Origin of the sequence: Mycobacterium sp. AT1 (assembly GCF_002043095.1) — a bacterium.
GTDB lineage: Bacteria > Actinomycetota > Actinomycetes > Mycobacteriales > Mycobacteriaceae > Mycobacterium.
On record NZ_MVOC01000076.1, the window covers coordinates 62407 to 84267 of the forward strand.

Below are 21861 nucleotides of genomic sequence, written 5' to 3' on the forward strand. Positions count from 1 at the left end.
GGGATGCCGTCGGATACGTTGACCCCGTGGAGGACCTAGGGGACCTGGAAGCGGCCGGCCTGCTGGACGGGTTGGAGGGCACGGCGCGAGGCGAACGGGCCGAGCTCGTCGAGTGGCTCATCTCGAAGGGCTACACCGCCGAACGGATCCGCGAGTCGTTCGCACCGATGCTGCTGGCCACCCGCGGTGCCATGGGAGACGACGGGACGCTGGTGTCGGCCCGGCAGATCAGCGAGGACGCCGGCCTCGATCTTGACTTGCTGGAACGGATGATGCGGGCCGTCGGCCTACCACGGGTGGAGGACCCCGACGCCGTCGTGTTTCCGAGATTCGACGGCGACGCCTTCGCCAATGCACGGAAGTTCCTCGACGTCGGAATCACCGCCGATCAGGTGGTGCTGATCTTGCAGGTGCTCGCCGAGGGATTGACTCGGGCGGCGGAGGTGATGCGGTACGCCGCTTTGGCCGCCGTGCTGAAACCCGGCGCCACCGAGCTCGACACCGCGAAGGCCACCGAGGCCCTGGTGGCGCAGGTGGCGCCGCTGCTTGGGCCGATGGTCGAGGACGCTCTGCGGCTGCAGCTGCTGCACATCATGGAGACCGAAGCAGTCACCAATACCGAACGGGCGGAAGGAGTTCCGCTTCCGGGCGCCCGGCTGGTCACGATCGCGTTCGCCGACCTCGTCGGCTTCACCCAGCTGGGGGAGGCCGTTCCACCCGAGGATTTGGAGAAGCTCGCTCACCGGTTGGCCGACGTGGCGCGCGAGGTCGCGGAGCCGCCGGTTCGCTACGTCAAGAGCATCGGCGACGAGGTGATGCTCGTCAGCAGCGATCCCGTCGCGATGCTCGACGCCGTTCTGGACCTGCTGGACGCCACCGAGGCCGACGAGGACTTTCCGCGGCTGCGGGTGGGGCTGGCCACCGGGATGGCGGTCAGTCGGGCGGGTGACTGGTTCGGCAGCTCGGTGAACCTTGCCAGCCGGGTGACGGGGGCGTCGCGACCCGGCGCGGTTCTGGTGTCGGAGTCCACCCGCGAGGCCATCGGCGAGGCCGACCAGTTCGACTGGTCCTTCGCGGGCGCGCGGCGCCTCAAGAACATCAAGGACGAAGTGAAGCTGTTCCGCGCCCGCCGGGCTGGCGGGAAGGGGTGAACCGCCGCAGCCGCAGGCTGTTGCTCACCACGAACACCGAGCTGAAAGCCATTGCAGCGCTGGCGATCATCGGGTTGAGCAGCCCCAAGGCGGCCAGCGGAATGGCCGCCACGTTGTAGGCGAACGCCCAGAACAGGTTGCCCTTGATGGTGCGCAGGGTGGCGCGCGAGAGCCGGATGGCGTCGGCGGCGGCCCGAAGGTCGCCGGTGACGAGCGTCAGGTCCGACGCCTCGATCGCGACGTCGGTGCCGGTGCCCATCGCCAAGCCCAGATCGGCCTGTGCGAGGGCCGCTGCGTCGTTCACGCCGTCGCCGACCATGGCGACGACCCGGCCCTCGGACTGCAGCCGCTTGACGTGGTCGACCTTGTCGGCGGGCAGCACCTCGGCGATCACGGCGTCGATCCCGACCTCTGCCGCGACCGCTCGCGCCGCGCGCTCGTTGTCGCCGGTCAACAGGATCGGTGTCAGCCCGAGGCGGCGCAGGTCGCGGATCGCCTCTGCGGCAGAGTCCTTCACGGTGTCGGCGACCACTATGACGGCGCGGATCTCGTCGTCGACGGCGATCCACACCGGCGTGCGACCAAGGGATTCGGCGTCGGCGGCAGCCGTGACGAGATCGGCGGGCGGCACCAGCGCGCGCTCGTCGCGCAGCCACGTCAGGCGTCCGGCGGACACGGTCCGGCCCTCGACGACGCCGACGACGCCCTTGCCGCCGTGGTTGGCGAAGGCGTCGACCGGGGGCAGCGCGCCGGCGGCGGCCGCTCGGGCGGCGACGGCGCGGCCGATCGGATGCTCGGAGGCGTTCTCGAGAGCGCCTGCAAGCCGAAGGACGTCGTCGTCTCCCACCACGTCGACGACGCTCATCCGGCCCGTCGTCACCGTGCCCGTCTTGTCGAGCACGACGGCGTCGACGCGCCGGGTGGACTCGAGCACCTGCGGTCCCTTGATCAGGATTCCGAGCTGGGCGCCGCGGCCGGTGCCGACCAGGAGCGCCGTCGGGGTCGCCAGCCCCAGCGCGCAGGGGCAGGCGATGATCAGGACGGCGACGGCGGCAGTCAGCGCGGCGGCCGACGAGCTGCCTGCCAGCAGCCAGCCGGCGAACGTCGCTGCGGCAACGGCGATCACGATGGGCACGAAGATCGCGGAGATGCGGTCGGCCAGCCTCTGAACGTCGGCCTTGCCGCTCTGCGCCTCCTCGACCAGGCGAGCCATCCGGGCCAGCTGGGTGTCGGCGCCCACGCGGGTCGTCCTGACGTGGAGCAGTCCGCCGACGTTGATCGTCGCACCGGTCACCTGGTCGCCGACGGCCACGTCGACCGGCACCGACTCGCCGGTGAGCATCGAGGCGTCGACTGCCGATGCGCCGCTGACGACCATGCCGTCGGCGGCCACCTTCTCGCCGGGGCGCACCACGAAGACGTCGCCGACGACCAAGCGGTCGACGGGGATCCGCTCCTCGCGGGTATCCCGGATGACCGCGACGTCCTTGGCGCCCATGTCCAGCAGTGCTCTCAATGCGGCGCCGGACCGGGTCTTCGCCCTGGTCTCGAAGTGGCGGCCGGCGAGGATGAACGTAGTGACGACGGAGGCCACCTCGAGGTAGAGCTGGTGGTGCACGTCGCCCACGAAGACCTGCTGGGCCGACCACAGATAAGAGGCGAGCACGCCGATCGAGACCAGGGTGTCCATCGTCGTGGCGCCGTGGCGCAGGTTGACGAGCGCAGCCCGGTGAAACGGCCACGCGCCCCAGGTGACGACGGGTGTGGCCAGCGCGAGGGCGAACCACTGCCACCCGACGAATTGCCAAGCCGTCACCATCGACACGACGACCACCGGCACACTCAGGACGGCGGAGACGACGAGTCGGCGCCGGTGTTCGTCGTCGTGGTTGCGTTCGGGGCGGTCCACCGTCGCGGTGTATCCGGTGGCGCGGACGGCGGCCACCAGCTCGTCGGTGGTCACGCCGTCGTCGAAGTCCACGGCGGCCTGTTCGGTCGCGTAGTTGACGCTCGCGCGCACACCGTCGATCTTGTTCAGCCGCTTCTCGATTCGCGCCGCGCACGAGGCGCACGTCATGCCGTCGACGGCGAGGGTGACGGTGCTCATGGTGTCGTGACGTCGTACCCGGCGTCCTCGATTGCCGCGCTGACGACGGCCACGTCGGGGCTGCCGTCGACTCGTACCGTGCCCGCCTCCAACGCCACGTCGACGGCCGTCACCCCTGGCAGCGCGGACACCGCCGAGGTGATGGATGCGACGCAGTGCGCGCAGCTCATACCGTGCACTTCCAATAAGACGCTCATGCCGCCACTATATACCCATAGGGGGTATGGGTAATCGAGGCGTCAGTCACCGGTGGCGAATGACGCGGCCAGTGACTTCTTGTCGACCTTCTCCCCGGCCAGCGTCGGCAGCGGCTGCGCGCGAATCTCCCAGCGCGTCGGGATGGCGAAGTAGGACAGGACTCCCGAGACGTGGCCGGCCAGCTCGTCGGCCGTCGGCGCTGCGGCGTCAGCCTGGTGGACGACCACCGCCACCAACTCCTCGCCGAGGTCGGGGTGGGGTATGCCGAGCGCGGCCACCTCGACGACGCGGGGATGGGTCGCGATCGCCGCCTCGACGTGCGGGCAGGCGATGTTCTCGCCACCCCTGATGACGACGTCCTTGCTCCTGCCGTCGATGAACAGGTAGCCGTCCTCGGTGAGGTGCCCGAGGTCGCCGGAGTGCAGCCAGCCCTCGGCGTCGACGGTCTCGGCCGCCTGTTCCGGCGAGGCGCCAACGTAGCCGTTCATCACCGTGGGTGAGCGGGCCAGCACCTCCCCGACGCCGTCGCCGTCGGGATTCGCGATCCGGATCTCGACCACGGGGTACGGCCGTCCCACCGTCCCGGGGTGAGTCGCAAGATCGCGGGCGTCGGCGACGGTGAGGAAGCCGCCGGCTTCGGTCATGCCCCAGGTGTTGCTCAGGCCCCGCTCGCGTAGCTTCGGCAGCTTGGTGCGGATTCGATCCAGCAGCGCGGTGGTGACCGGCGCCCCGCCCAGCGGCCAGGACTTCAGGCTCGACAGGTCGCGAGACGCGAAGTCGGGATGTTCGAGGACGCGAATTGCCATGGTGGGCACCGCTCCCCAGACTTGGATGCGTTCGCGCTCGATCAGTGCGAGGATCCGTCCCGCGTCGAATCGGCCTTCGGTCATGACGATCTTGCCGCCGGTCAGAAAATGGGTCAGCAGGCTGGACAGCCCGCCGACGTGAAACATCGGCGTCGTCGCCAGGCTGACGACCTGGACCGAGCCGTCGTCGAGCAGGTGGGGTAGCCGGCCGGTGCGCTGCATGATGTCGTGCTGGTTGTAGATCACCGAACGACGGGACAGCTCAACGGCTTTCGGCATGCCGGAGCTGCCGGAGGTGAACAGGACCAGCGCGGCCGCGTCGCCGTCGGATTCGACGGCGGGGGAGGCTTCCATCCCGGGTCCGTCGAACACTGCGCGCAGCTGGTCGAGCGGGCTGACCGGCACCGGCACGTCGAGGGTGGTGTCGGCGAGTGCGTGCGTCGGAGCGAGAACGCGTACGGCGTGGTCGATTTCGGCACCGCTCCACCACCGGTTGGCCAGCACCGGCACCGCGCCCTCGAGCCACAGCGCCCACAGGGTGACGACCCACTCGGGGCTGTTGTAGCCGAAGACCAGCACTCGGTCACCGGGCCGGATGCCGAGGTCCGTGAGGTAGGCCCTGGCTGCCTGGGCGGCGGCGCGGAACCCGGCGAAGGTGACGCGGCGCTCACCGTGGACGAGGAACGTCCTGTCGGTCCACACCTCGGTGCCGGCCATCAACTCGGAGAAGCTGTTCGGCGTTTGGTCGTAGACCAGGCCCGGGTGGCCGCCGTACGTGCTCATCCGGACCTCGGTTCCCCACACGCGCGTCACGCCGTCGGGATCTGAATGCCCTCCGAGGGCTGCACGATGACGAAGCCCTGGCCGTGGAACGAGACCTGGACCGCCTCGCCGGAGCCGCGGCCGATCAGTGCGCCCGCCTTGAAGCTCGCCTTCAACTGAGTCTGCAGATTCGCCGACCACGCGACGACGGCATTGGTGTCGGCAAAGGTCGGCGCTTCGGCGGCGTTCAGCACCACCGGGGGGCCGTCGGTCGTCAGTGCCACCCAGCCGGTGCCGCGCAGGGTGGTGTTGAACAGCCCACCCGTGGCCATGCTGCCGCCCTTCACCCGCTCGATGTTCCACTGCAGGCTAGAGGAGAACGCCAGCACGTTCTTGCCGCTGATCGACAGACCAGAGTTGTTCAGGTTCAACAGGTGTACGTCGTGGGCGAGCTCGGCGAGGAACACGTCGCCCTGCCCCTGGCATCGCATGAGCGGGACGCCCTCACCGGTCAGCGCCTTCTTGATGAACTTCGACGCGCCGCCACCTTCGAAGGAGAAGTCGACGTTGCCCTGGTAGGCGACCATCGAGCCCTGCCGCGCCATGAACGGCTCGCCGAGGCGAACACGAAGCAGCTTCGCGTTCTGGTTGGCGATCGGCTTGGACTCCTTCTCGCTGAACCGGCCGTCGACGAGATCGCCGGTGATGCCCTCGAATCCGTCGCCGCCGACCGACTGGCCGGGGTCGTAGACCGACGCCTGCGGGGCCTGGTCCTGCACCTGCGCTTGGGCTTGGGCTTGCGGCGAGGGTGCGCCGCCAAGTGGCGCCCGGCCGGCCTGGCCCTGGTGGGACACCTGATCGGACCATCCCTGGCCGTCCCACCAGCGGTAGTCGAAGCGGCCCTCGGGGTCGGGCTGCCAGCTTCCTTGTCCGGGTCCAGTCACCGTGTCACTCCTTGGTTCGACGTCAATGTCTCTTGTCCCGACCCTAGGCCAACTCCCACCCTTCGAGGGCCGCCGTCCTGGCATGCTGGGCAGATGTCCAAGGAGATCGACCCGGCGCGTGCCCGTAGCGCCATCGAGGTCGTCAAGCAGCACCCCGGAATGGTTCTCTTCCTCGCCTCGCCGGGAATCGTCGCGGTCGTCGCGGTGTGGCTCCTCGCCGGTGCGGGCTGGGGGATTCTGCTCCTGCTCGCGCTGGTCGTCGGTGGTGGCGTGGCGGTCGCGCGCAAGCTGCGCTGACCCCGTCCCCGTTCGCCCTGGGAGGATTCTGCCCCGCTACGGCTGTAACAACGTAATCATGTAATCATGAAACAACATCACCGCGGCCGCTCCGGCGGCTGGCAACAGTCCCAACAGCCCGACGCCACCGACGCCCCCGACTGGATCGCCGGACGCCTACCCGAGGGCTGGTTCTCGGGTGACCCCACGGTCGTCGTCGACCGCGAAGAGATCACCGTCATCGGCACGCTTCCCGTCACCGACGGCGAGGAGAGCGACGCCCGAGCCTCCGGCCGCGCCGCGCGCTTCCGGGAGGAGACCCGTTCCGAGCGGATGCGCATCGCGGACGAAGCCGAGCACCGCTACGGCCGCAAGGTGGCTTGGGGCGTCGAGGTCGGTACGGAACGAATCCTGTTCACGCACATCGCCGTACCGGTCATGACACGCCTGCGCCAGCCCGAACGCCAGGTGCTCGACACCCTGGTCGACGCCGGGGTCGCCCGCTCGCGCTCCGACGCGCTGGTCTGGTCGGTCCGACTCGTCGGAGAGCATGCCGACGAATGGCTCGGCAAGCTGCGTGACGCGATGACCACGGTCGACGACCTCCGCGCCGAGGGCCCCAAGCTCTAGCGCCCCTTGCGATTTCGGCGCGCTCGTCCGCGGTGAGCGCGGATCAGCGCGCCGAAATCGCGACTGGCTAGGCCTGGGTCATCGACCAGTACTCGCCGTGGCGGGCGATCAACTCGTCGTGAGTGCCCCGCTCGACGATCCGCCCCGCCTCCATCACCAGGATGACGTCAGCGTCGCGGATCGTCGAAAGGCGGTGCGCGATGATGAAACTCGTCCGGTCGCGGCGAAGTTCGGCGGTGGCCTGCTGGATCAGCAGCTCGGTGCGGGTGTCGACGGAACTGGTGGCCTCGTCCAGGATCAGCAGGCTCGGTTGCGCCAGGATCGCCCTGGCGATGGTGATCAGCTGCTTCTCGCCGGCGCTGATGTTGCCGCCGTCGTCGGTGATCCAGGTCTGATACCCCTTCGGCAGCGTCGCGACGAACCGGTCGACGTGCGCGGCCTGCGCGGCCTCGATCACCTGCTCCTCGTCGGCGTCGGGGCGACCGTAGGCGATGTTGTCGTAGATGGTGCCGCCGAACAGCCAGGTGTCCTGAAGCACCATGCCGATGCTGGACCGCAGCGCGTGGCGGCTCATCGCGGTGACGTCGACGCCGTCGATCGTGATGCGGCCGGAGTCCACCTCGTAGAACCGCATCAACAGGTTCACCAGCGTCGTCTTGCCTGCGCCGGTGGGGCCGACGATCGCCACGGTGCTGCCGGGTTCGGCCACCAGGGACAGGTCCTCGATGATCGGGGTCCCCGGCCGGTACTCGAACCCGACGTGTTCGAACACCACCCGCCCCGGTCCGCGCCGTTCAGGTGAGGAGTCCGTCGGGTCCGGCGTCTGCTCGTCGGTGTCGAGAAGGTCGAAAACCCGCTCCGCGCTGGCAATTCCGGACTGCAGCGTGTTGTACATCGACGCCACCTGCGTCAGCGGCTGGTTGAACTGGCGGACGTACTGGATGAAGGCCTGGATGCTGCCGAGCGAGATTTGGCCGGTTGCCACCTGCAGTCCGCCGACGACGGCGACGGCCACGTAGCTGAGGTTGCCGACGAACGTCGTCGCGGGGGACACCAGGCCGGAGAGGAACTGGGCGCCGAAGCTGGCCTGGTACACCTCGTCGTTGAGTTCGCGGAATCTATCCTCGGCTATCGCGCGGTGGCCGAAGGTCTTGACGACGGTGAACCCGCTGTACGTCTCCTCGACGTGGGCGTTGAGGCGCCCGGTGTTTCGCCATTGCGCGATGAACTGGTCCCGGCTGCGACGGGCGATCGTGCGCGTCGCCCACAACGACAACGGAACGGTCAACACCGTGATCAAGGCGAGCAGGGGCGAGATGGTCAGCATCATCACCAACACCGCGACCACGGTCAGCATCGACGTGAGCAACTGGCTGATCGTCATCGACAACGACGACTGAATGTTGTCGACGTCGTTGGTGACCCGGCTCAGCACCTCACCGCGTTGGCGCGAGTCGAAGTACGACAGCGGCAGGCGGTGCACCTTGTCTTCGACGTCGGAGCGCACCGCCACCATGGTCCGTTGGATGATCACGTTGAGCAGCCGGGCCTGAATCCAGATCATCAGGGCGGCAACCAGATACAACGCGAGCGCCAACGACAACGTCCGGCCGACGGCGCTGAAGTCGACCCCCTGCCCCGGCACCACGTTCATGCCGGACAGCAGGTCGGCGAAGGTGCCGTCGCCGCGCGCCCTCGCCGCCTCGATCGCCTGCTCCTTGGTGAGGCCTGCGGGTAGTCGGCGGCCGATGACCCCACTGAACAGCAGGTCGGTGGCATGCCCAAGGATCAGCGGTCCGACCACCCCGATACCGATTCCGACGACGCCGAGCAACAGCACGATGGCGGTCGGAATTCGTTGCGGGGTAAGCCTCCTCAGCAGCCGCGCCGCGGACCCCCTGAAGTCCTTGGGGCGCTGCGTCGGTGCGTCGCCGCCGGCGGCCTTGAGTTGGCGGCCCACCGGTCCGGTCACCGGGCCACTCCGGTGATCGCCTGGGAATCCGCAAATTCCGCGTACACGGGGCAGTCGAGGAGCAGCGAGTCATGCGTGCCGACGCCGACGACGGTGCCGTCGTCGATCACGACGATCTGGTCGGCGTCCACCACCGTCGAGATGCGCTGCGAGACGATCACGACGGTCGAGTCGGCGGAGACCTCTGCGAGAGACGCTCGGACTCGCGCGTCGGTGTGCACGTCGAGGGCGGAGAAGGCGTCGTCGAACAGATAGACCGCCGGGCGGCGGATCACCGCCCGCGCGATCGCCAGCCGCTGCCGCTGCCCGCCGGAGAAATTGATGCCGCCCTGAGCGACTCGCATCTCCAGCCCGTCGGCGTGCGCCGCGACGAAGGAGTCGGCCGACGCGACGCGCAGCGCGGCCCACATCTCGTCGTCGGTCGCGTCGGCCTTGCCGTAGCGCAGGTTCTCGGCGACCGTCCCGGAGAACAGGTAGCCGCGTTGGGGGACGAGTCCGATCGTCGACCACAGCGCCTCGACGTCGTAGTCCCGCACGTCGACCCCGTCGACGGCGACGGAGCCCTCGGTGACGTCGAACAGCCGGCAGATCAGCGAGATCAGCGTCGACTTGCCGGAGCCCGTCGACCCCACCACGGCCGTCGTGGTTCCTGGCCGGGCCACCAGGGAAACCCCCTGCAGCACAGGACGGTCGGCGCCCGGGTAGCGGAAGGTGGCATCGACGATCTCGACGGCGCCCCGCGCGACGGCCGGGGTCTTGGGCGTCTCAGGGCTGGTGATCGCGGGCGCGGTCGCGAGCACCTCGGTGATGCGCTCGGCGCACACCGACGCGCGCGGCAACATCACCAACAGGATCGTCGCCATCAGGACGGCCATCAGGATCTGCATGAAGTAGGACAGGAACGCGATGAGCGAGCCGACCTGCATCTCGCCCGAGTCGATGCGCATCCCGCCGAACCAGATCAACGCGACGCTGGACACGTTGATCACCAACGTGGTGAACGGCAACATCAGCGCCTGCAGGCGGCCGACCGTCATCGCGGTGTCGGCGAGGGCCTCGTTGGCCTCGCCAAATCTGGTGCGCTCGAACGGCTCCCTGGCGAACGCGCGGATCACCCGGATGCCGGCGAGCTGTTCGCGCATCACGCGGTTGATGCCGTCGATCTGGTGTTGCATGCGGCGGAAGATCGGCAGCAGCTTGGTGACGATCCAGTAGTTGGACAACCCGAGCAGCGGCACGCTGATCATCAACAGCCACGACAGGCCGGCATTCTGATGGATGGCCATGGCGATGCCGCCGACGCACATGATCGGCGCGGCGATCAGCATGGTGCACGTCATCTGCAGGAGCACCTGGATCTGCTGGACGTCGTTGGTCGTGCGGGTCAGCAGGGTGGGCGCGCCGAAGCGGGCGGTCTCCTCGGCGGAGAGGCCGGTCACGTGGTGGAACATCGCCGATCGCAGATCGCGGCCGAACCCCATGCCGACCCGCGAACCGAAGTAGACGGCACCGATCGCGCACAGCACCTGCAGGGCGGTGACCCCGAGCATCATCGCGCCGAGTTCGACGATGGTGGTGGTGTCACCCTTCGCGACGCCGTCGTCGATGATCGCCGCGTTGATCGTCGGCAGATACAGCGACGCCAACGTGCTGACCATTTGAAGTCCGCCGACGACGGCGACCGGCCCGCGGTACGGCCCCGCGTACCGTCGCAGCAACGCCCAGAGCATTCCGCAACTGTCGCACACCTCCCTGCGCGCGCCCACACCCGTGGATTTCCTTAGAAAACTCCAGGTCAGTCGGCATGTCGGTGGTTGTGGCCCAAGGCTGCCGCTACAGTGTCGGGCGTGACGGGAAGACGTGGCCACCGCAACATGAAGGCGTTGACGGTGCTTGCCGCCGCCGTGATTCCGCTGGTTGCGGCGTGCTCCGGCAGCTCGGACCAGCCGGCCGGCCCGGATGGGTCGTCGGCGCCCGCGCCAGCTGCCGACGCCAAGCACGGAGCGATGTTTCCCGAGTGTGGCGGCATCACCGACGAGACGATGGCGCAGCTGACCAAGGTCAACGGACTGGTCAACACGTCCAAGACGTCGGTGGGATGTCAGTGGCTGCTCGGCGGCGGCATCCTCGGGCCCCACTTCTCCTTCAACTGGTACCGGGGCAGCCCAATCGGCCGCGAGCGCAAGACCGAGGAACTGTCGCGCAGCAGCGTGGAGGACATCAACATCGAAGGCCATGACGGGTTCATCGCCATGAACGCAGACCCGACGCTGGGCACCTCGCTGTGCGAGATCGGCATCCAGTTCGACGACGACTTCATCGAGTGGTCGGTCAACTTCACCGAGAAGCCCTTCCCCGACGCTTGCGACGTCGCCAAGGAACTCACCCGCCAGTCGATCGTGAACTCGAAGTGAGCGCGCCTAGAAGGGTCATGGCCGTCTTGGTCGCCATCTTGGCGACCGTGACGATGCTCGTCGGCTGTTCCCGCGACGTGTCCGGCCAGGCCGTCAAGGCGGGGTCCGGTGGCAACACCCCCCGCAACGACAACTCCGCCAAGACCTATCCCAACCTGCTCAAGGAGTGCGACGTCCTGACGACCGACGTCCTCGCCAAGACCGTGGGCGCCGATCCGCTGGACATCCAGAGCACTTTCGTCGGCGCTCTGTGCCGCTGGCAGGCGCTCAATCCCGCCGGGCTGATCGACATCACCCGGTTCTGGTTCGAGCAGGGCAGCCTTGACAACGAACGCAAGGTCGCCGACTTCCTGAAGTACCAGGTGGAGAGCCGCTCGGTGGCGGGCGTGCAGTCGATCGTGATGAAGCCCAACGACGCCAGCGGCGCATGCGGCGTGGCGAGCGACGCGGCGGGCGTGGTCGGGTGGTGGGTCAACCCGCAGGTACCCGGCATCGACGCGTGCGGGATGGCGATCAAGCTGATGGAGCTGACGCTCAACACCAACAACTAGCGCGGCACGTGGAAGTCGACCAGGGTCGCGCCGCCTAGTTCGAGCCGTGCCCATGGCAGCTGGGTCGTAAGGACCGCGATCGCCGACGTCGGGTACTTCTCTGTCATACGTTCCAGTGCATCTGCGTCGGAGCCCGGGCCGGCGAGTGCGAACGCCACTGCCGACGTAGTGGGCTCGTGGCCGACCACCAGCAGCGTCTCGACGTCGTCGCCGATGCCGTTGACCAGGTCGACCACCGTGCCGGGCCTAGAGTCGTAAAGAGAGTCCTCGTAACGGACGTCGGCATCGATCCCGGTGCGCGCCAACGTCTCGCGCGTGCGGGTGGCCGTCGAGCACAGCACGGCGTCGACCTTCCCGACGTTGGCCCTGATCCAATCACCGGCCAGGGCGGCCTCCCTGATGCCTCGCGGAGCGAGTGGACGCTCGTGGTCGGCGACCCCGTCGGGATAGTCGGACTTCGCGTGCCGGAGCAGCACCAGAGTGCGTACGGGTGTCGTCATCGACATCACGTTACCCACATGCCGACCGAGGTCCGCTGACTTGTCAGACGGTGGACCTACACTCGCCATGCCCGTCAAAACTTTCGCCCACGAGTAGAGAGCTGAGGAGTCCGGATGCGCTTCCTGCACACCGCCGACTGGCAGCTCGGGATGACCCGCCACTTTCTGAACGGCGAGGCGCAGCCGCGATATTCGGCCGCGCGCCGTGACGCCGTCGCCAGCCTCGGTGCCGTAGCCAAGGAGACGGGCGCAGAGTTCGTCGCCGTGGCCGGTGACGTCTTCGAACACAACCAGCTGGCGCCGCGCGACGTCAGCCAGTCGCTGGAGGCCATGCGCGCCATCGGCGTGCCGGTGTATCTGCTTCCCGGCAACCACGATCCGCTCGACGCGTCGTCGGTCTACACCAGCGCCTTGTTCGCCGCGGAACGGCCGGACAACGTCGTCGTGCTGGACCACGCCGGGACGTTCGAGGTGCGTCCCGGTCTCGAAATCGTTGCGGCGCCTTGGCGTTCCAAGAAGCCGACGACCGATCTCCTCGGTGAGGTTCTCGAGGGTCTGAACCCCGACGGGGTGACGCGCATCGTCGTCGGGCACGGCGGCATGGATCTCTTCGAGCCGGACCGCGACAAGCCGGCCTTGATCCGGCTGGCCACCGTCGAAGCGGCACTCGAGCGGGGAGCCGTGCACTACGTCGCCCTCGGCGACAAGCATTCCCGTACTCAGGTCGGGTCAACGGGCCGGATCTGGTACTCGGGTTCCCAAGAGGTCACCAACTACGACCACATCGAACCCGATCCTGGTCACGTCCTGGTGGTCGACGTCGACGAGCAGGACCCGGCTCACCCGGTTAAGGTCGACAGCCGCAGGGTCGGCCGGTGGAGGTTCGTCACGCTTCGCCATTCCGTCGACACCGCAAGGGAAGTCGTCGACGTGGACATCAACCTCGACCAGCTGCCCGACAAGGAACGCACGGTGGTGCAGATCGCGTTGACGGGCACGTTGACGGTGACCGACAAGGCGGCGCTCGACGCCTGCCTGGACAAGTACGCCCGGTTGTTCGCCGCGCTCGCGACGTGGGACAAGGAAACCGACCTCGCGGTCATGCCCGCCGACGGAGAGTTCGACGACCTTGGCATCGGTGGCTTCGCGGCCGCCGCGGTCGACGAGTTGGTGGCCACCGCACGTACCGACGGTGCACGGGCCGACCACGCCAGGGCGGCGTTGGCGCTGCTGCTGCGGCTCACCGATCGGGGGAACGCGGCATGAAGTTGCACCGCCTCGTCCTGCGCAACTATCGCGGTGTCGCCCAGCGCGACATCGAGTTTCCCGACCGCGGTGTCGTCGTCGTGTCCGGCGCCAACGAGATCGGCAAGTCGTCGATGATCGAGGCGCTCGACCTGCTGCTGGAGGCCAAGGACCGCTCGACCAAGAAGGAAGTCAAGCAGGTCAAGCCCACGCACGCCGACGAGGGCGCCGAGATCACGGCCGTCATCTCCACGGGCCCCTACCGCTTCGAGTACTTCAAGCGTTTCCACAAGAAGCCGGAGACCCGGCTGACCGTGTCGGCGCCGCAGCGTGAGCAGCTCACCGGCGACGAGGCGCACGAGCGCGTGCTCGCGATCCTCGCCGAGACCGTCGACACCGAGCTGTGGCAGGCGCAGCGCGTTCTGCAATCGGGATCGACTGCGTCGGTTGACCTTTCGGGATGCGACGCATTGGCTCGCGCCCTCGACGCTGCGGCCGGCCAAGCGGTCACGCTGTCGGGGTCCGAGCCGTTGCTCGTCGACCGCATCGACGCGGAGTTCCGGCAGTACTTCACGACGACGGGCCGCGCGACGGGTCCGCTGGCGGCGGCGGTCACCCGACTGCGCGACGCTCGCCAGGCCGTCGAACAGTGTCACGCCGCGGTCGGTGAGGTGGACGAGGCCGTCGTCAGGCACGCCAAGCTGTCCGAGGAGCGGGATCGCGTCGCGCGCGATCGCGTGCAGTCCGATGCGCGACTGCAGGTCGCGAGGACCGCGGCTGCTGCGGTCAAGCAACTCGAGGACCGGCTGACCCACGCACGTGCACTCGCCGAACCCGCCGAGATGGCACGGACGGCATCGGAGGCCGCGCTCGGCGAGAGGCGCCGCCTCCGTGCCGAGCTGACGGAGCGGACCGCCACCATCACCGCCCTCGAGGCGGCGGTGACGGCCGCCGCCGACGACGAGGTGGCCGCCAATGACACCGCCGTCGCGGCCGCCGCAGCTGCCGAGGCCGCGCGCGTCCACGCCGCGGAACGCTTGGCCCGCGTGGAGGCCGTGCGTCGCACGGCCGAGCGGGTCGCTCGCCGCAGCGAGGCGGCGAGGCTCGATGGCAAGCTCGGCAAGATCGACGCCGTCGCCAGGGAGTTGGCTGGCGTCGAGGCGGAGCTGGCTCAGATCACCCTGACCGACGACGTGATGCGGGACGTCGAGATGGCCGCACTAGCCACCGAGCGCGCCGCCTTCCAGGCCGAATTGGCCTCGGCACGTGTCGAACTCGACGCGGCGGTCGACATCCAGGTCATGGTCGACGGTCAACCGGTTGAGCTCTCGCCGGGGGTCACTTGGACCCAGAACGTGACGACGTCGGCCGCGGTCGAACTGCCGGGGGTGGCGACGGTCCGGCTGATTCCCGGTGCGCCCGCAGCAGATTCGCAGGGCCGGCTGGACAAGGCCCGGGAAATGCTGGCCGCACTGTTGGACGAGGCCGGCGTTGCCGACGTCGCGGCGGCGCGGGTCCTCGACGCCAAGAGGCGCGAGCTGCTGGCACGGGTGGACCGGTTGTCGGCGACCGGCGACGCGCTGGTCGGCGAGGACTCGGTTGCCGACCTGCGCGCCCGCCTGGTCGCGCTGACCGAGGCGCTGGGGGAGGGTTCCGATGCAGACCCCGGCGTCGACGACGTGCGGGCCGAGCTCGAGGCGGCGACCGAGGCGTACCGGTCGGCGCGAGCCAACGAGGAGGCGCGCCGGGAGACCGCGACGACGGCTGCCTCGCAGGCGATGCGCGTCGCGGGGGCGGCGACGGTGCTTCGATCGAAGTTGGACACCGCCCGCGACGAGGTGGCCGCTGCAACGGAACGCCTTGCCCGGCAGCGTGACTCGCAGTCCGACGACCAGCTGGTGATCCAGGCCGAGGCTGACGCCGAGCGGGCGCGGGGGGTGACGGCTGGAGTTCTGGCGATCGAGGCCGAACTCGCCGAAGCGGGTCCGGCGGCGGTGGCGGCGGAACTCGCCGACGCCGAGCGGGGCGCGGCCGCACTCGAGGAGCGACATGCCGCGGTGACGGGTGACCTTCGCGAGGTGGCGGCACAGCTGCGGGTGTACGGGTCCGAGGGCCGCAAGGGCCGACTGGACGAGGCGGAAACCGAGTGCGAGCACGCGGCGACCGAGCACGACCGGATCCAGCGCAGGGCGGGGGCAGCTCAGCTGCTGCAGTCGGTGATGACGCGCCACCGCGACGAGTCGCGACAGCGCTACGTCGACCCGTTCCGGAGTGAGGTCGAGCGGCTGGGCCGCATCGTGTTCGGCTCGGACTTCGAAGTCGAGATCGACGCCGACCTGCGCATCCTCAGCCGCACCCTGGACGGTTGCACGGTGCCGTTCGACTCGTTGTCCGGCGGCGCCAAGGAACAACTGGGCATCGTCGCCCGCTTGGCCAGCGCCGCGCTGGTCGCCAAGGAAGACGGCGTCCCGGTGGTCATCGACGACGCGCTGGGCTTCAGCGATCCGAACCGACTGGCCAGGATGGCCGAGGTGTTCGACGCCGTCGGCGGCGACGGCCAGGTGATCGTCCTGACGTGCAGTCCCGAGCGGTACGCCGGGATCGTCGACGCCCGCCATCTCGAGCTGAGCGCCTAGCTCGCCACCGAGACGTTGCGCCGCCGGGGTGACTCGAATGTCGCCGCCGGTAGCCCGAGGTGGTCGCGCAGGGTGTTTCCGGTGTACTGCTCGCGAAACAGCTTGCGACGCTGCAGTTCCGGCACCACCGAGTCGACGAAGTCGTTGAAGGTGCCCGGAGACTGGGCTGCCGAGACCATGAACCCGTCGGCTTCACCGGCGGTGAACGACTCCTCGATCTGGTCGGCGACCTGCTTGGCCGTGCCGACGAACTGAGGCAGCAACACGCCCTGCGCGTACCACTTGCCAATGTCGCGCAGCGTGAGGTGGTCGCGGTTGGCCACCCGGCGAGCGGTGTCGAAGAGGCCCTGGGTCCCGCTCACGGCGATGTCCTCCACGGGCGCGTCGAGGTCGTACCGCGAGAAGTCGTGGTCGGTGTGCACCGACAGGGTGATCAGCCCCGAGATCGGGTCGGCGAGTTCGTTGTGGAAGGCCTGCTTCTCCCTCGCGATGGACTCGGTCTCCCCGATGAACGGGATGAACGCCGGGAAGATCAGCACGCCGTCGGGGTCGCGGCCGTAGTCCGACGCGCGACTCTTGATGTCGTCGTAGTAGGCCTTTCGGCCCTCGGGGGTGGGGTCGATCTCGAAGATCGCCTCGGCCCACCGCGCGGCGAAGTCCCTGCCGGTGGGCGACGATCCGGCCTGGATCAGCACCGGTCGGCCCTGCGGTGAGCGGGGCACGTTCAGTGGTCCGCGGGTCCGGAAGTACTCACCGTCGTGGTCCACCCGGTGGACCTTGTCCGGGTCGGCGAAAACCCCGCCCTCCTTGTCGAGCACCAGCGCGTCGGCGTCCCAGCTCGACCACAGTTCCAGGGCGGTGCGGACGAATTCTTCGGCACGTTCGTAGCGGTAGTCGTGGCCGAGGTGCTCGTCGTAACCGAAGTTCTGGGCCTCGCTCTGCGTCAGTGACGTGACTATGTTCCACGCCACCCTGCCGCTGCTGACATGGTCGAGGCTGGCGAAGATGCGCGCCAGTTCGTACGGGTGAAAGTAGGTGGCGGACTTGGTGATTGCGATGCCCAGCTTCGACGTCACGGCCGCGATGCTGGCGGCCACGATCGACGGGTCCAGTGTCGCGGTGGCCTGCGTTCCCCGCCGCAGCGGTTCGGTGACGTCGTCACCGAAGCGGGCCGGCGCGGCCAGCAGGTCGGCGAAGAAGACGAAGTCGAACTTGCCGCGTTCGAGGATTCGCCCGATGCGGTGATAGTAATCGGGCGTGGTGAAGGCGGTGTCGCTGCCAGGGTGCCGCCACGCGGCGTGGGAGTGCGTGACCTGGGAGGCGATCTGGAATCCGCCCAGGTGGAGTTGACGTGTCATGGGGTTCCCTTCGTGCGACTTCGGCGTGATTTCCGGCGGTGAGCGCCGGTTATCACGCCGAAATCGCGTGTTAGAAGTAGGCGTTGGCGGGCAGCGGGGTGTCGTGAAGCAGGTTCGCTCCGATCGCGACGGCCTTGTAGGCCACCGGGTTGTGCAGCGTGATGGTGCGGATGTTGCGCCAGTGCCGGTCCAGCCCCTTCTGCCGGCTCGCGGCACTGGCCCCGCCGAGCTCCAACAGCCGCGTCGCGGCCTCCGGAGCGATGGCGTCCAGGTGGACCTTGACCTGTGCGACCTTGATCTGGGCGTCCTGAGCCAACTGGGCGTCGGGGTTGCCGTCGGGGGTCGTCGCGGCGGAGGTGGTCGCCACCGCGATGGCCTCGGCAGCGTCGAGAACCGCCGCCTTGGCGACGTACGCCGTGCTGGCGAGCTCGCCGAGCAGCCGCTGCAGGAGCGGATCGTCGGTGGGCCTGTCGGTGGGGGCATGGCTGAAGCTGCGGTCGCGTGAACGCAGCAGCGTGACCCCGTCGTCCACGACGCCGGCGAGGATGCCGGCCACCACCGCATGGATGAAGAGCTGTAGCGAGGCGTATTGAACCGACGGCACCGCCTCGGCGTCATACGGCGAATCGGCGAGGATCTCGTCGGTGGTAACCGCCACGTTCTTGAAGACCGTGGTCCCCGTGCCGGTACGCCGTTGACCGAAGCCGTCCCAGTCGTCGATCAACTTGACCCCTGTGCGGTCGGCGGGCACCACGACGGTGGCAACGGAGTCGTGGTCGGTGGTGGCAGTCACGGTCAGGTAGTCCGAGAACAGCGTGCCGGTGCTGTAGAACTTCTCGCCTTCGAGGCGGTAGCCGCCCGCCGGATCGGGTAGCAGGCGCGTGTTGAACACGAGGCTGCCGACGGCGTTGGACCCCTTCTCGCTGAACGCGTTGCCGAAGAGTTGGCCGTCGGCGACCTTGCGCAGCCACTGCAGCGAGGCGGGATCACCGGCTGTGCGCAGCCGTTCCTCGGTGAACCAGAAGTGCGTTCGGAAGATGTGTGCCACAACGGGATCAGCGCGTGCGACGTCGATGATCGCGGAAAACAGCTGAGGCACAGTGAGTCCCGCTCCGTCCAGCTCGTGCGGCAGCCGCAGGGTGCCGAAGCCGGCGCGCTTCAGTGCGGCGACTTGGTCAAAGGGGTTCTCGTCGTTCAGGTCTCGGTCCTTGGCCCCTGCCGCAATGCGGCCGAGAAGCTCGTCCCATTGGGGTGAGCCGGGGCGGATGCGGGGGTTGTTCTCGACGGTGGTCATGACAACGTTTCTACGGAACGCCGCACCCCGCGACACTGCTTTGGCTCACCCCGAACCTAAGACTCACCCGCCAGGGGCACAATGGTGATCGATGACCATGAATGCCGGGCGCCGGCGAATCCAGGACGGGCTGGCCGCCTTGCCGGGGGTGACCTCGGTGCGCAGGCCCGTCCTCGACGGCGGGCCCGACGAGTTCGACCTGTTCTACGTGCGGATGGGGGAGCGGTCGGATCACCCGCTGCTGTTCATTCCCGGTGGACCGGGTGCGGCGTCGATCGCGCTGTACCGCAGCCTGCGCAAACACGCGGTTGCCGACGGCCTCGACGTGATCATGGTGGAGCATCGCGGCGTCGGGATGTCTCGGCACGACGACTCGGGCTCCGACCTACCGCTCGAGGCGTTGACGATCGAAGCCGTCGTCGGTGACCTCGCCGCGGTCCTCGACCACGCCGAGGTCGACAAGGCCGTGGTCTACGGAACGTCGTATGGCACGTACCTGGCGGCTGGGCTCGGCGTCCGGCACCCCGACCGGATCCACGCGATGATCCTCGACTCCCCGCTGTTGTCGGCCGACGACGTCGACGAGGTCCGCACGGCCGTCCGCCAGGTCCTATGGGACGGCGTCGACGAGGAGACCACCGAGCTGGCCGAAAAAGTGCACCAGCTGGTCGCCGACGACATGCTGAGCCCGGCCGCCACCCAGCTTGCCGCCGACATGTACGGGCTCGGCGGCCCCGAGCTGCTGGGCCGCCAGCTCGACCTGCTGCTGAAGGGCCAGGACTGGGTGTGGGGTGCCGTCGGACTCGGCACGCGCCTGATCGTCGAGCGCAAGACGCCGTTCCACAACGAACCGGACCTGGTCGGCCGAATTGGCTACCGCGAGCTCAACTACGGCGCGGTGCCCGACGGCAAACCTCTCGACCCGGCCGTTGCACTGCGCGAAATGGCCACTGGAGAAGTGGATTTCGTCGAGGAGCCCTACGATCTGATCTCCGCGATGCCGGGCTTCACGTGGCCCACGGTGGTCATCTCCGGCGGTCGGGACTTGACCACGCCGCGGGTGGTGGCGTGCCGGATAGCCGACCTGATTCCTCACTCGGTGCTGGTCGAGATGCCCACCACGGGACACAGCATCATCGACACCAAGGAGCGTTCGGCGCTCGACATCGTGGCGGCGGTCTACGCCGGCGAGATGTCCGAATTACCAAGTCGATCAGCCGAACTGGACGCCGTGCCGAGCCTGCTCAGCGTTCGTCTGCTCAAGCGGCTGATCACCGCGGCCTCGGTCGCGGAGTCGGTGGTGCCGTCGGCGGTACCGCGTGCGGTCCGCAACGTCACGACTTCATGAAGCCGATCGCGGTGTAGTCGACGTCGGCCAGTCCGGCCGCGCCGAAGTTGGCCAAATTGCTTCGGACCGCAATGTTTCCGGCGGACTGGAACAGCGGCAGGCTGGCGCCCTCGGCCCAGACCAGTTCGTCCACCTCGTTGGCCAGAGCGCGTGCCTTGTCGGGGTCGAGTTCCGAGAGCGTCTCTTCGATCTTGGCGTCGATCTCTGGACTGCCGATCTTGCCGAAGTTGCTTTCGCCCTTCGACGCATAGATCTGAGTGAGGCCGGACAGCGGGAAGGCGTCGGCCACCCAGGTGAATTGGGCGATGTCGAAGTTGCCGACGGTGACGTAATTGGTGAAGAAGCCACTGCCGCCCTTGGCCTGCAGATCGAGGTTGACTCCGATCTGCGCGAGGCTGTTCTGCGCGATCTGCGCCACCTGGCGCGTGCTCTGCGCGTCGTAGAACATGTCGCGGATGACGAGTTGCTTGCCGTCCTTCTCGCGGAATTGGCCGTTCATCCGCCACCCGAGGTCGTCGAGCTCCTTCTTCGCCGCTTCGGGGTCGAACGCCACGACGCCGCTGTTGTCCTGGTAGCCCTTCTGGCCCGCCACGTAGATGTGGTTGTTGAGCGGTGCCGGGTTGTCGGCCAGTCCGCGCTGCGCAACGTTGGCGATGGTCTGCCGGTCGATGCCCTTCGAAATCGCGTTGCGAAGGGCGGGGTCGGCGAGGATTGACCCCGGCGCGCCGTTGAAGGTGAAGTGATACCAGCTGGTACTGGGTGCTCGCCGGATCGTGACGCCGGCGGTGCGCTTGGCGATCGTCACGTCGTCGAGTGACGCGAGCCCCGTCGCGTCGATGGCGTTGTTCTGCAGCGCGGGCAAGCGGGCCGCGTCGTCAAGGACCAAGAAGGTGATCGTGTCGAGGCGTGGCGGCGTTCCCCACCACTTCGGGTTGCGGCCCAGGGTGATTCGCTGCGCCGTGCGATCGAGCGCGGTCACGATGAATGGTCCAGCCGACGGCCCGGGGCCGGTCAGCTGGGCGGTGTTGAAGGCTTCCGGGGTGGCGGTCACGCTCTTGGGTGAAAGGACGCTGTTGCCCGAGAGCATGCCCTTCCACTCGGCGTAGGGCTTGGCGAACGTCATGATCGCCTGCCGGTCGTCGACGCCCCGCGTCACCGATGCGACCCGATCGCTGCCGCCGGGCGCCGAAATCGCGAAGTCCTTGTTCTTGCCGCTGGTCGCCTCGATCTGGGACTTGATGTCTTCCCAGGTAATTGGGGTGCCGTCGCTCCATACCGCCTTGGGGTTGATCGTGTACGTCACGACCTGCGGGTTGGTGCCGGTCAGTTCGACGTTGGTGAAGTAGTCGGTGTTGACCGACGCAGTGCCGTCGGCGGCGATGCGGAACGCCCGAGGCATGGTCGCCCGGGAGATCGCGGCCGCGTCGGAGGTGGGCCCGTTGATGTGCATCGTGTTGAAGTTGTCCGGGAAGTTCGTCAACGGGATGCGCAGGTTGCCACCCTCCTGCAACGAAGCAGGGTCCTGCGGATTCATGTCGTTGGTCGAGCCGATCTCGGCCTTGCCGCCGGCGGACGGCGCCTCCTGGCCGCCACCGGAGCACGCGGTGAGCACGAGTCCGGCGACGAGAAGTGCGCTGGCGAGGCGTCGGATCTGCATGGGACAGACTCT

At 68.3% G+C, this 21861-nt stretch carries 18 protein-coding genes; 8 read left to right on the forward strand and 10 right to left on the reverse strand.

All coding sequences use genetic code 11. The annotated features are described in order from the left end of the window. Positions 1-26 precede the first annotated feature (26 nt). Positions 27-1151: an adenylate/guanylate cyclase domain-containing protein gene (locus B1790_RS30615; RefSeq protein ID WP_079927043.1), complete on the forward strand. Its 1125-nt coding sequence runs from the start codon at positions 27-29 to the stop codon at positions 1149-1151. Here B1790_RS30615 and B1790_RS30620 read toward each other — a convergent pair. From B1790_RS30620 to B1790_RS30635, 4 genes are read right to left on the reverse strand one after another with little or no spacing between them, the layout of a single operon-like run. Then, on the reverse strand, positions 1099-3258 hold the full coding sequence (locus B1790_RS30620; RefSeq protein ID WP_079927044.1) for a cation-translocating P-type ATPase: 2160 nt from the start codon (positions 3256-3258) through the stop codon (positions 1099-1101). The two genes, B1790_RS30615 and B1790_RS30620, sit on opposite strands and share 53 nt — an antisense overlap. Further along, positions 3255-3455, reverse strand: coding sequence for a cation transporter (locus B1790_RS30625; RefSeq protein WP_079927045.1), 201 nt, complete (start codon positions 3453-3455; stop codon positions 3255-3257). The genes B1790_RS30620 and B1790_RS30625 overlap by 4 nt, the downstream gene beginning before the upstream one ends. A gap of 42 nt (positions 3456-3497) precedes the next feature. Beyond that, positions 3498-5045: a class I adenylate-forming enzyme family protein gene (locus B1790_RS30630; RefSeq protein WP_079927079.1), complete on the reverse strand. Its 1548-nt coding sequence runs from the start codon at positions 5043-5045 to the stop codon at positions 3498-3500. Positions 5046-5071: 26 nt separating this feature from the next. After that, on the reverse strand, positions 5072-5968 hold the full coding sequence (locus tag B1790_RS30635; RefSeq protein WP_198952163.1) for an AIM24 family protein: 897 nt from the start codon (positions 5966-5968) through the stop codon (positions 5072-5074). Positions 5969-6061: 93 nt separating this feature from the next. Here B1790_RS30635 and B1790_RS30640 point away from each other — a divergent pair, with 93 nt between their 5' ends. Both B1790_RS30640 and B1790_RS30645 read left to right on the forward strand, forming a co-directional pair. Further along, positions 6062-6265 (forward strand): hypothetical protein, encoded by a 204-nt coding sequence (locus B1790_RS30640; protein ID WP_056559742.1) that lies wholly within the window; start codon positions 6062-6064, stop codon positions 6263-6265. A gap of 66 nt (positions 6266-6331) precedes the next feature. Further along, positions 6332-6874 (forward strand): hypothetical protein, encoded by a 543-nt coding sequence (locus tag B1790_RS30645; protein WP_079927047.1) that lies wholly within the window; start codon positions 6332-6334, stop codon positions 6872-6874. A gap of 67 nt (positions 6875-6941) precedes the next feature. On the opposite strand, the gene B1790_RS30650 is transcribed toward B1790_RS30645, so the two are convergent. Next, positions 6942-8846, reverse strand: coding sequence for an ABC transporter ATP-binding protein (locus B1790_RS30650; protein WP_079927048.1), 1905 nt, complete (start codon positions 8844-8846; stop codon positions 6942-6944). Beyond that, entirely contained in the window at positions 8843-10576 is a 1734-nt protein-coding gene (locus B1790_RS30655) for an ABC transporter ATP-binding protein (protein ID WP_079927049.1), read from the reverse strand. The genes B1790_RS30650 and B1790_RS30655 overlap by 4 nt, the downstream gene beginning before the upstream one ends. Positions 10577-10720: 144 nt before the next feature. Here B1790_RS30655 and B1790_RS30660 point away from each other — a divergent pair, with 144 nt between their 5' ends. Together B1790_RS30660 and B1790_RS30665 are read left to right on the forward strand one after the other, a co-directional pair. Continuing rightward, the gene (locus tag B1790_RS30660; RefSeq protein ID WP_079927050.1) at positions 10721-11260 is read left to right on the forward strand and encodes a DUF3558 domain-containing protein; all 540 of its coding nucleotides are present in this window, start codon (positions 10721-10723) and stop codon (positions 11258-11260) included. Between the two features lie 53 nt (positions 11261-11313). Next, the gene (locus tag B1790_RS30665; RefSeq protein ID WP_369832460.1) at positions 11314-11811 is read left to right on the forward strand and encodes a DUF3558 domain-containing protein; all 498 of its coding nucleotides are present in this window, start codon (positions 11314-11316) and stop codon (positions 11809-11811) included. On the opposite strand, the gene B1790_RS30670 is transcribed toward B1790_RS30665, so the two are convergent. Next, complete coding sequence (locus B1790_RS30670; protein ID WP_079927080.1) at positions 11808-12311, reverse strand: histidine phosphatase family protein; 504 nt, start codon at positions 12309-12311, stop codon at positions 11808-11810. The two genes, B1790_RS30665 and B1790_RS30670, sit on opposite strands and share 4 nt — an antisense overlap. Positions 12312-12425: 114 nt before the next feature. Between B1790_RS30670 and B1790_RS30675 the strand changes: the two genes are divergently transcribed. Both B1790_RS30675 and B1790_RS30680 read left to right on the forward strand, forming a co-directional pair. After that, positions 12426-13577, forward strand: a complete 1152-nt coding sequence (locus B1790_RS30675) for an exonuclease SbcCD subunit D (RefSeq protein ID WP_079927052.1) — start codon at positions 12426-12428, stop codon at positions 13575-13577. Further along, the gene (locus tag B1790_RS30680) at positions 13574-16192 is read left to right on the forward strand and encodes an AAA family ATPase (RefSeq protein WP_079927053.1); all 2619 of its coding nucleotides are present in this window, start codon (positions 13574-13576) and stop codon (positions 16190-16192) included. The genes B1790_RS30675 and B1790_RS30680 overlap by 4 nt, the downstream gene beginning before the upstream one ends. Here the strand turns inward: B1790_RS30680 and B1790_RS30685 are convergent. Together B1790_RS30685 and B1790_RS30690 are read right to left on the reverse strand one after the other, a co-directional pair. Beyond that, positions 16189-17550, reverse strand: coding sequence for an LLM class flavin-dependent oxidoreductase (locus B1790_RS30685; RefSeq protein ID WP_079927054.1), 1362 nt, complete (start codon positions 17548-17550; stop codon positions 16189-16191). The two genes, B1790_RS30680 and B1790_RS30685, sit on opposite strands and share 4 nt — an antisense overlap. A gap of 70 nt (positions 17551-17620) precedes the next feature. Further along, complete coding sequence (locus tag B1790_RS30690) at positions 17621-18844, reverse strand: acyl-CoA dehydrogenase family protein (RefSeq protein WP_079927055.1); 1224 nt, start codon at positions 18842-18844, stop codon at positions 17621-17623. Between the two features lie 91 nt (positions 18845-18935). On the opposite strand from B1790_RS30690, the gene B1790_RS30695 reads away from it, so the two are divergent. Beyond that, on the forward strand, positions 18936-20192 hold the full coding sequence (locus tag B1790_RS30695) for an alpha/beta hydrolase (protein WP_079927056.1): 1257 nt from the start codon (positions 18936-18938) through the stop codon (positions 20190-20192). Here the strand turns inward: B1790_RS30695 and B1790_RS30700 are convergent. Next, positions 20179-21849, reverse strand: a complete 1671-nt coding sequence (locus tag B1790_RS30700) for an ABC transporter family substrate-binding protein (protein ID WP_079927057.1) — start codon at positions 21847-21849, stop codon at positions 20179-20181. The two genes, B1790_RS30695 and B1790_RS30700, sit on opposite strands and share 14 nt — an antisense overlap. Positions 21850-21861 lie beyond the last annotated feature (12 nt).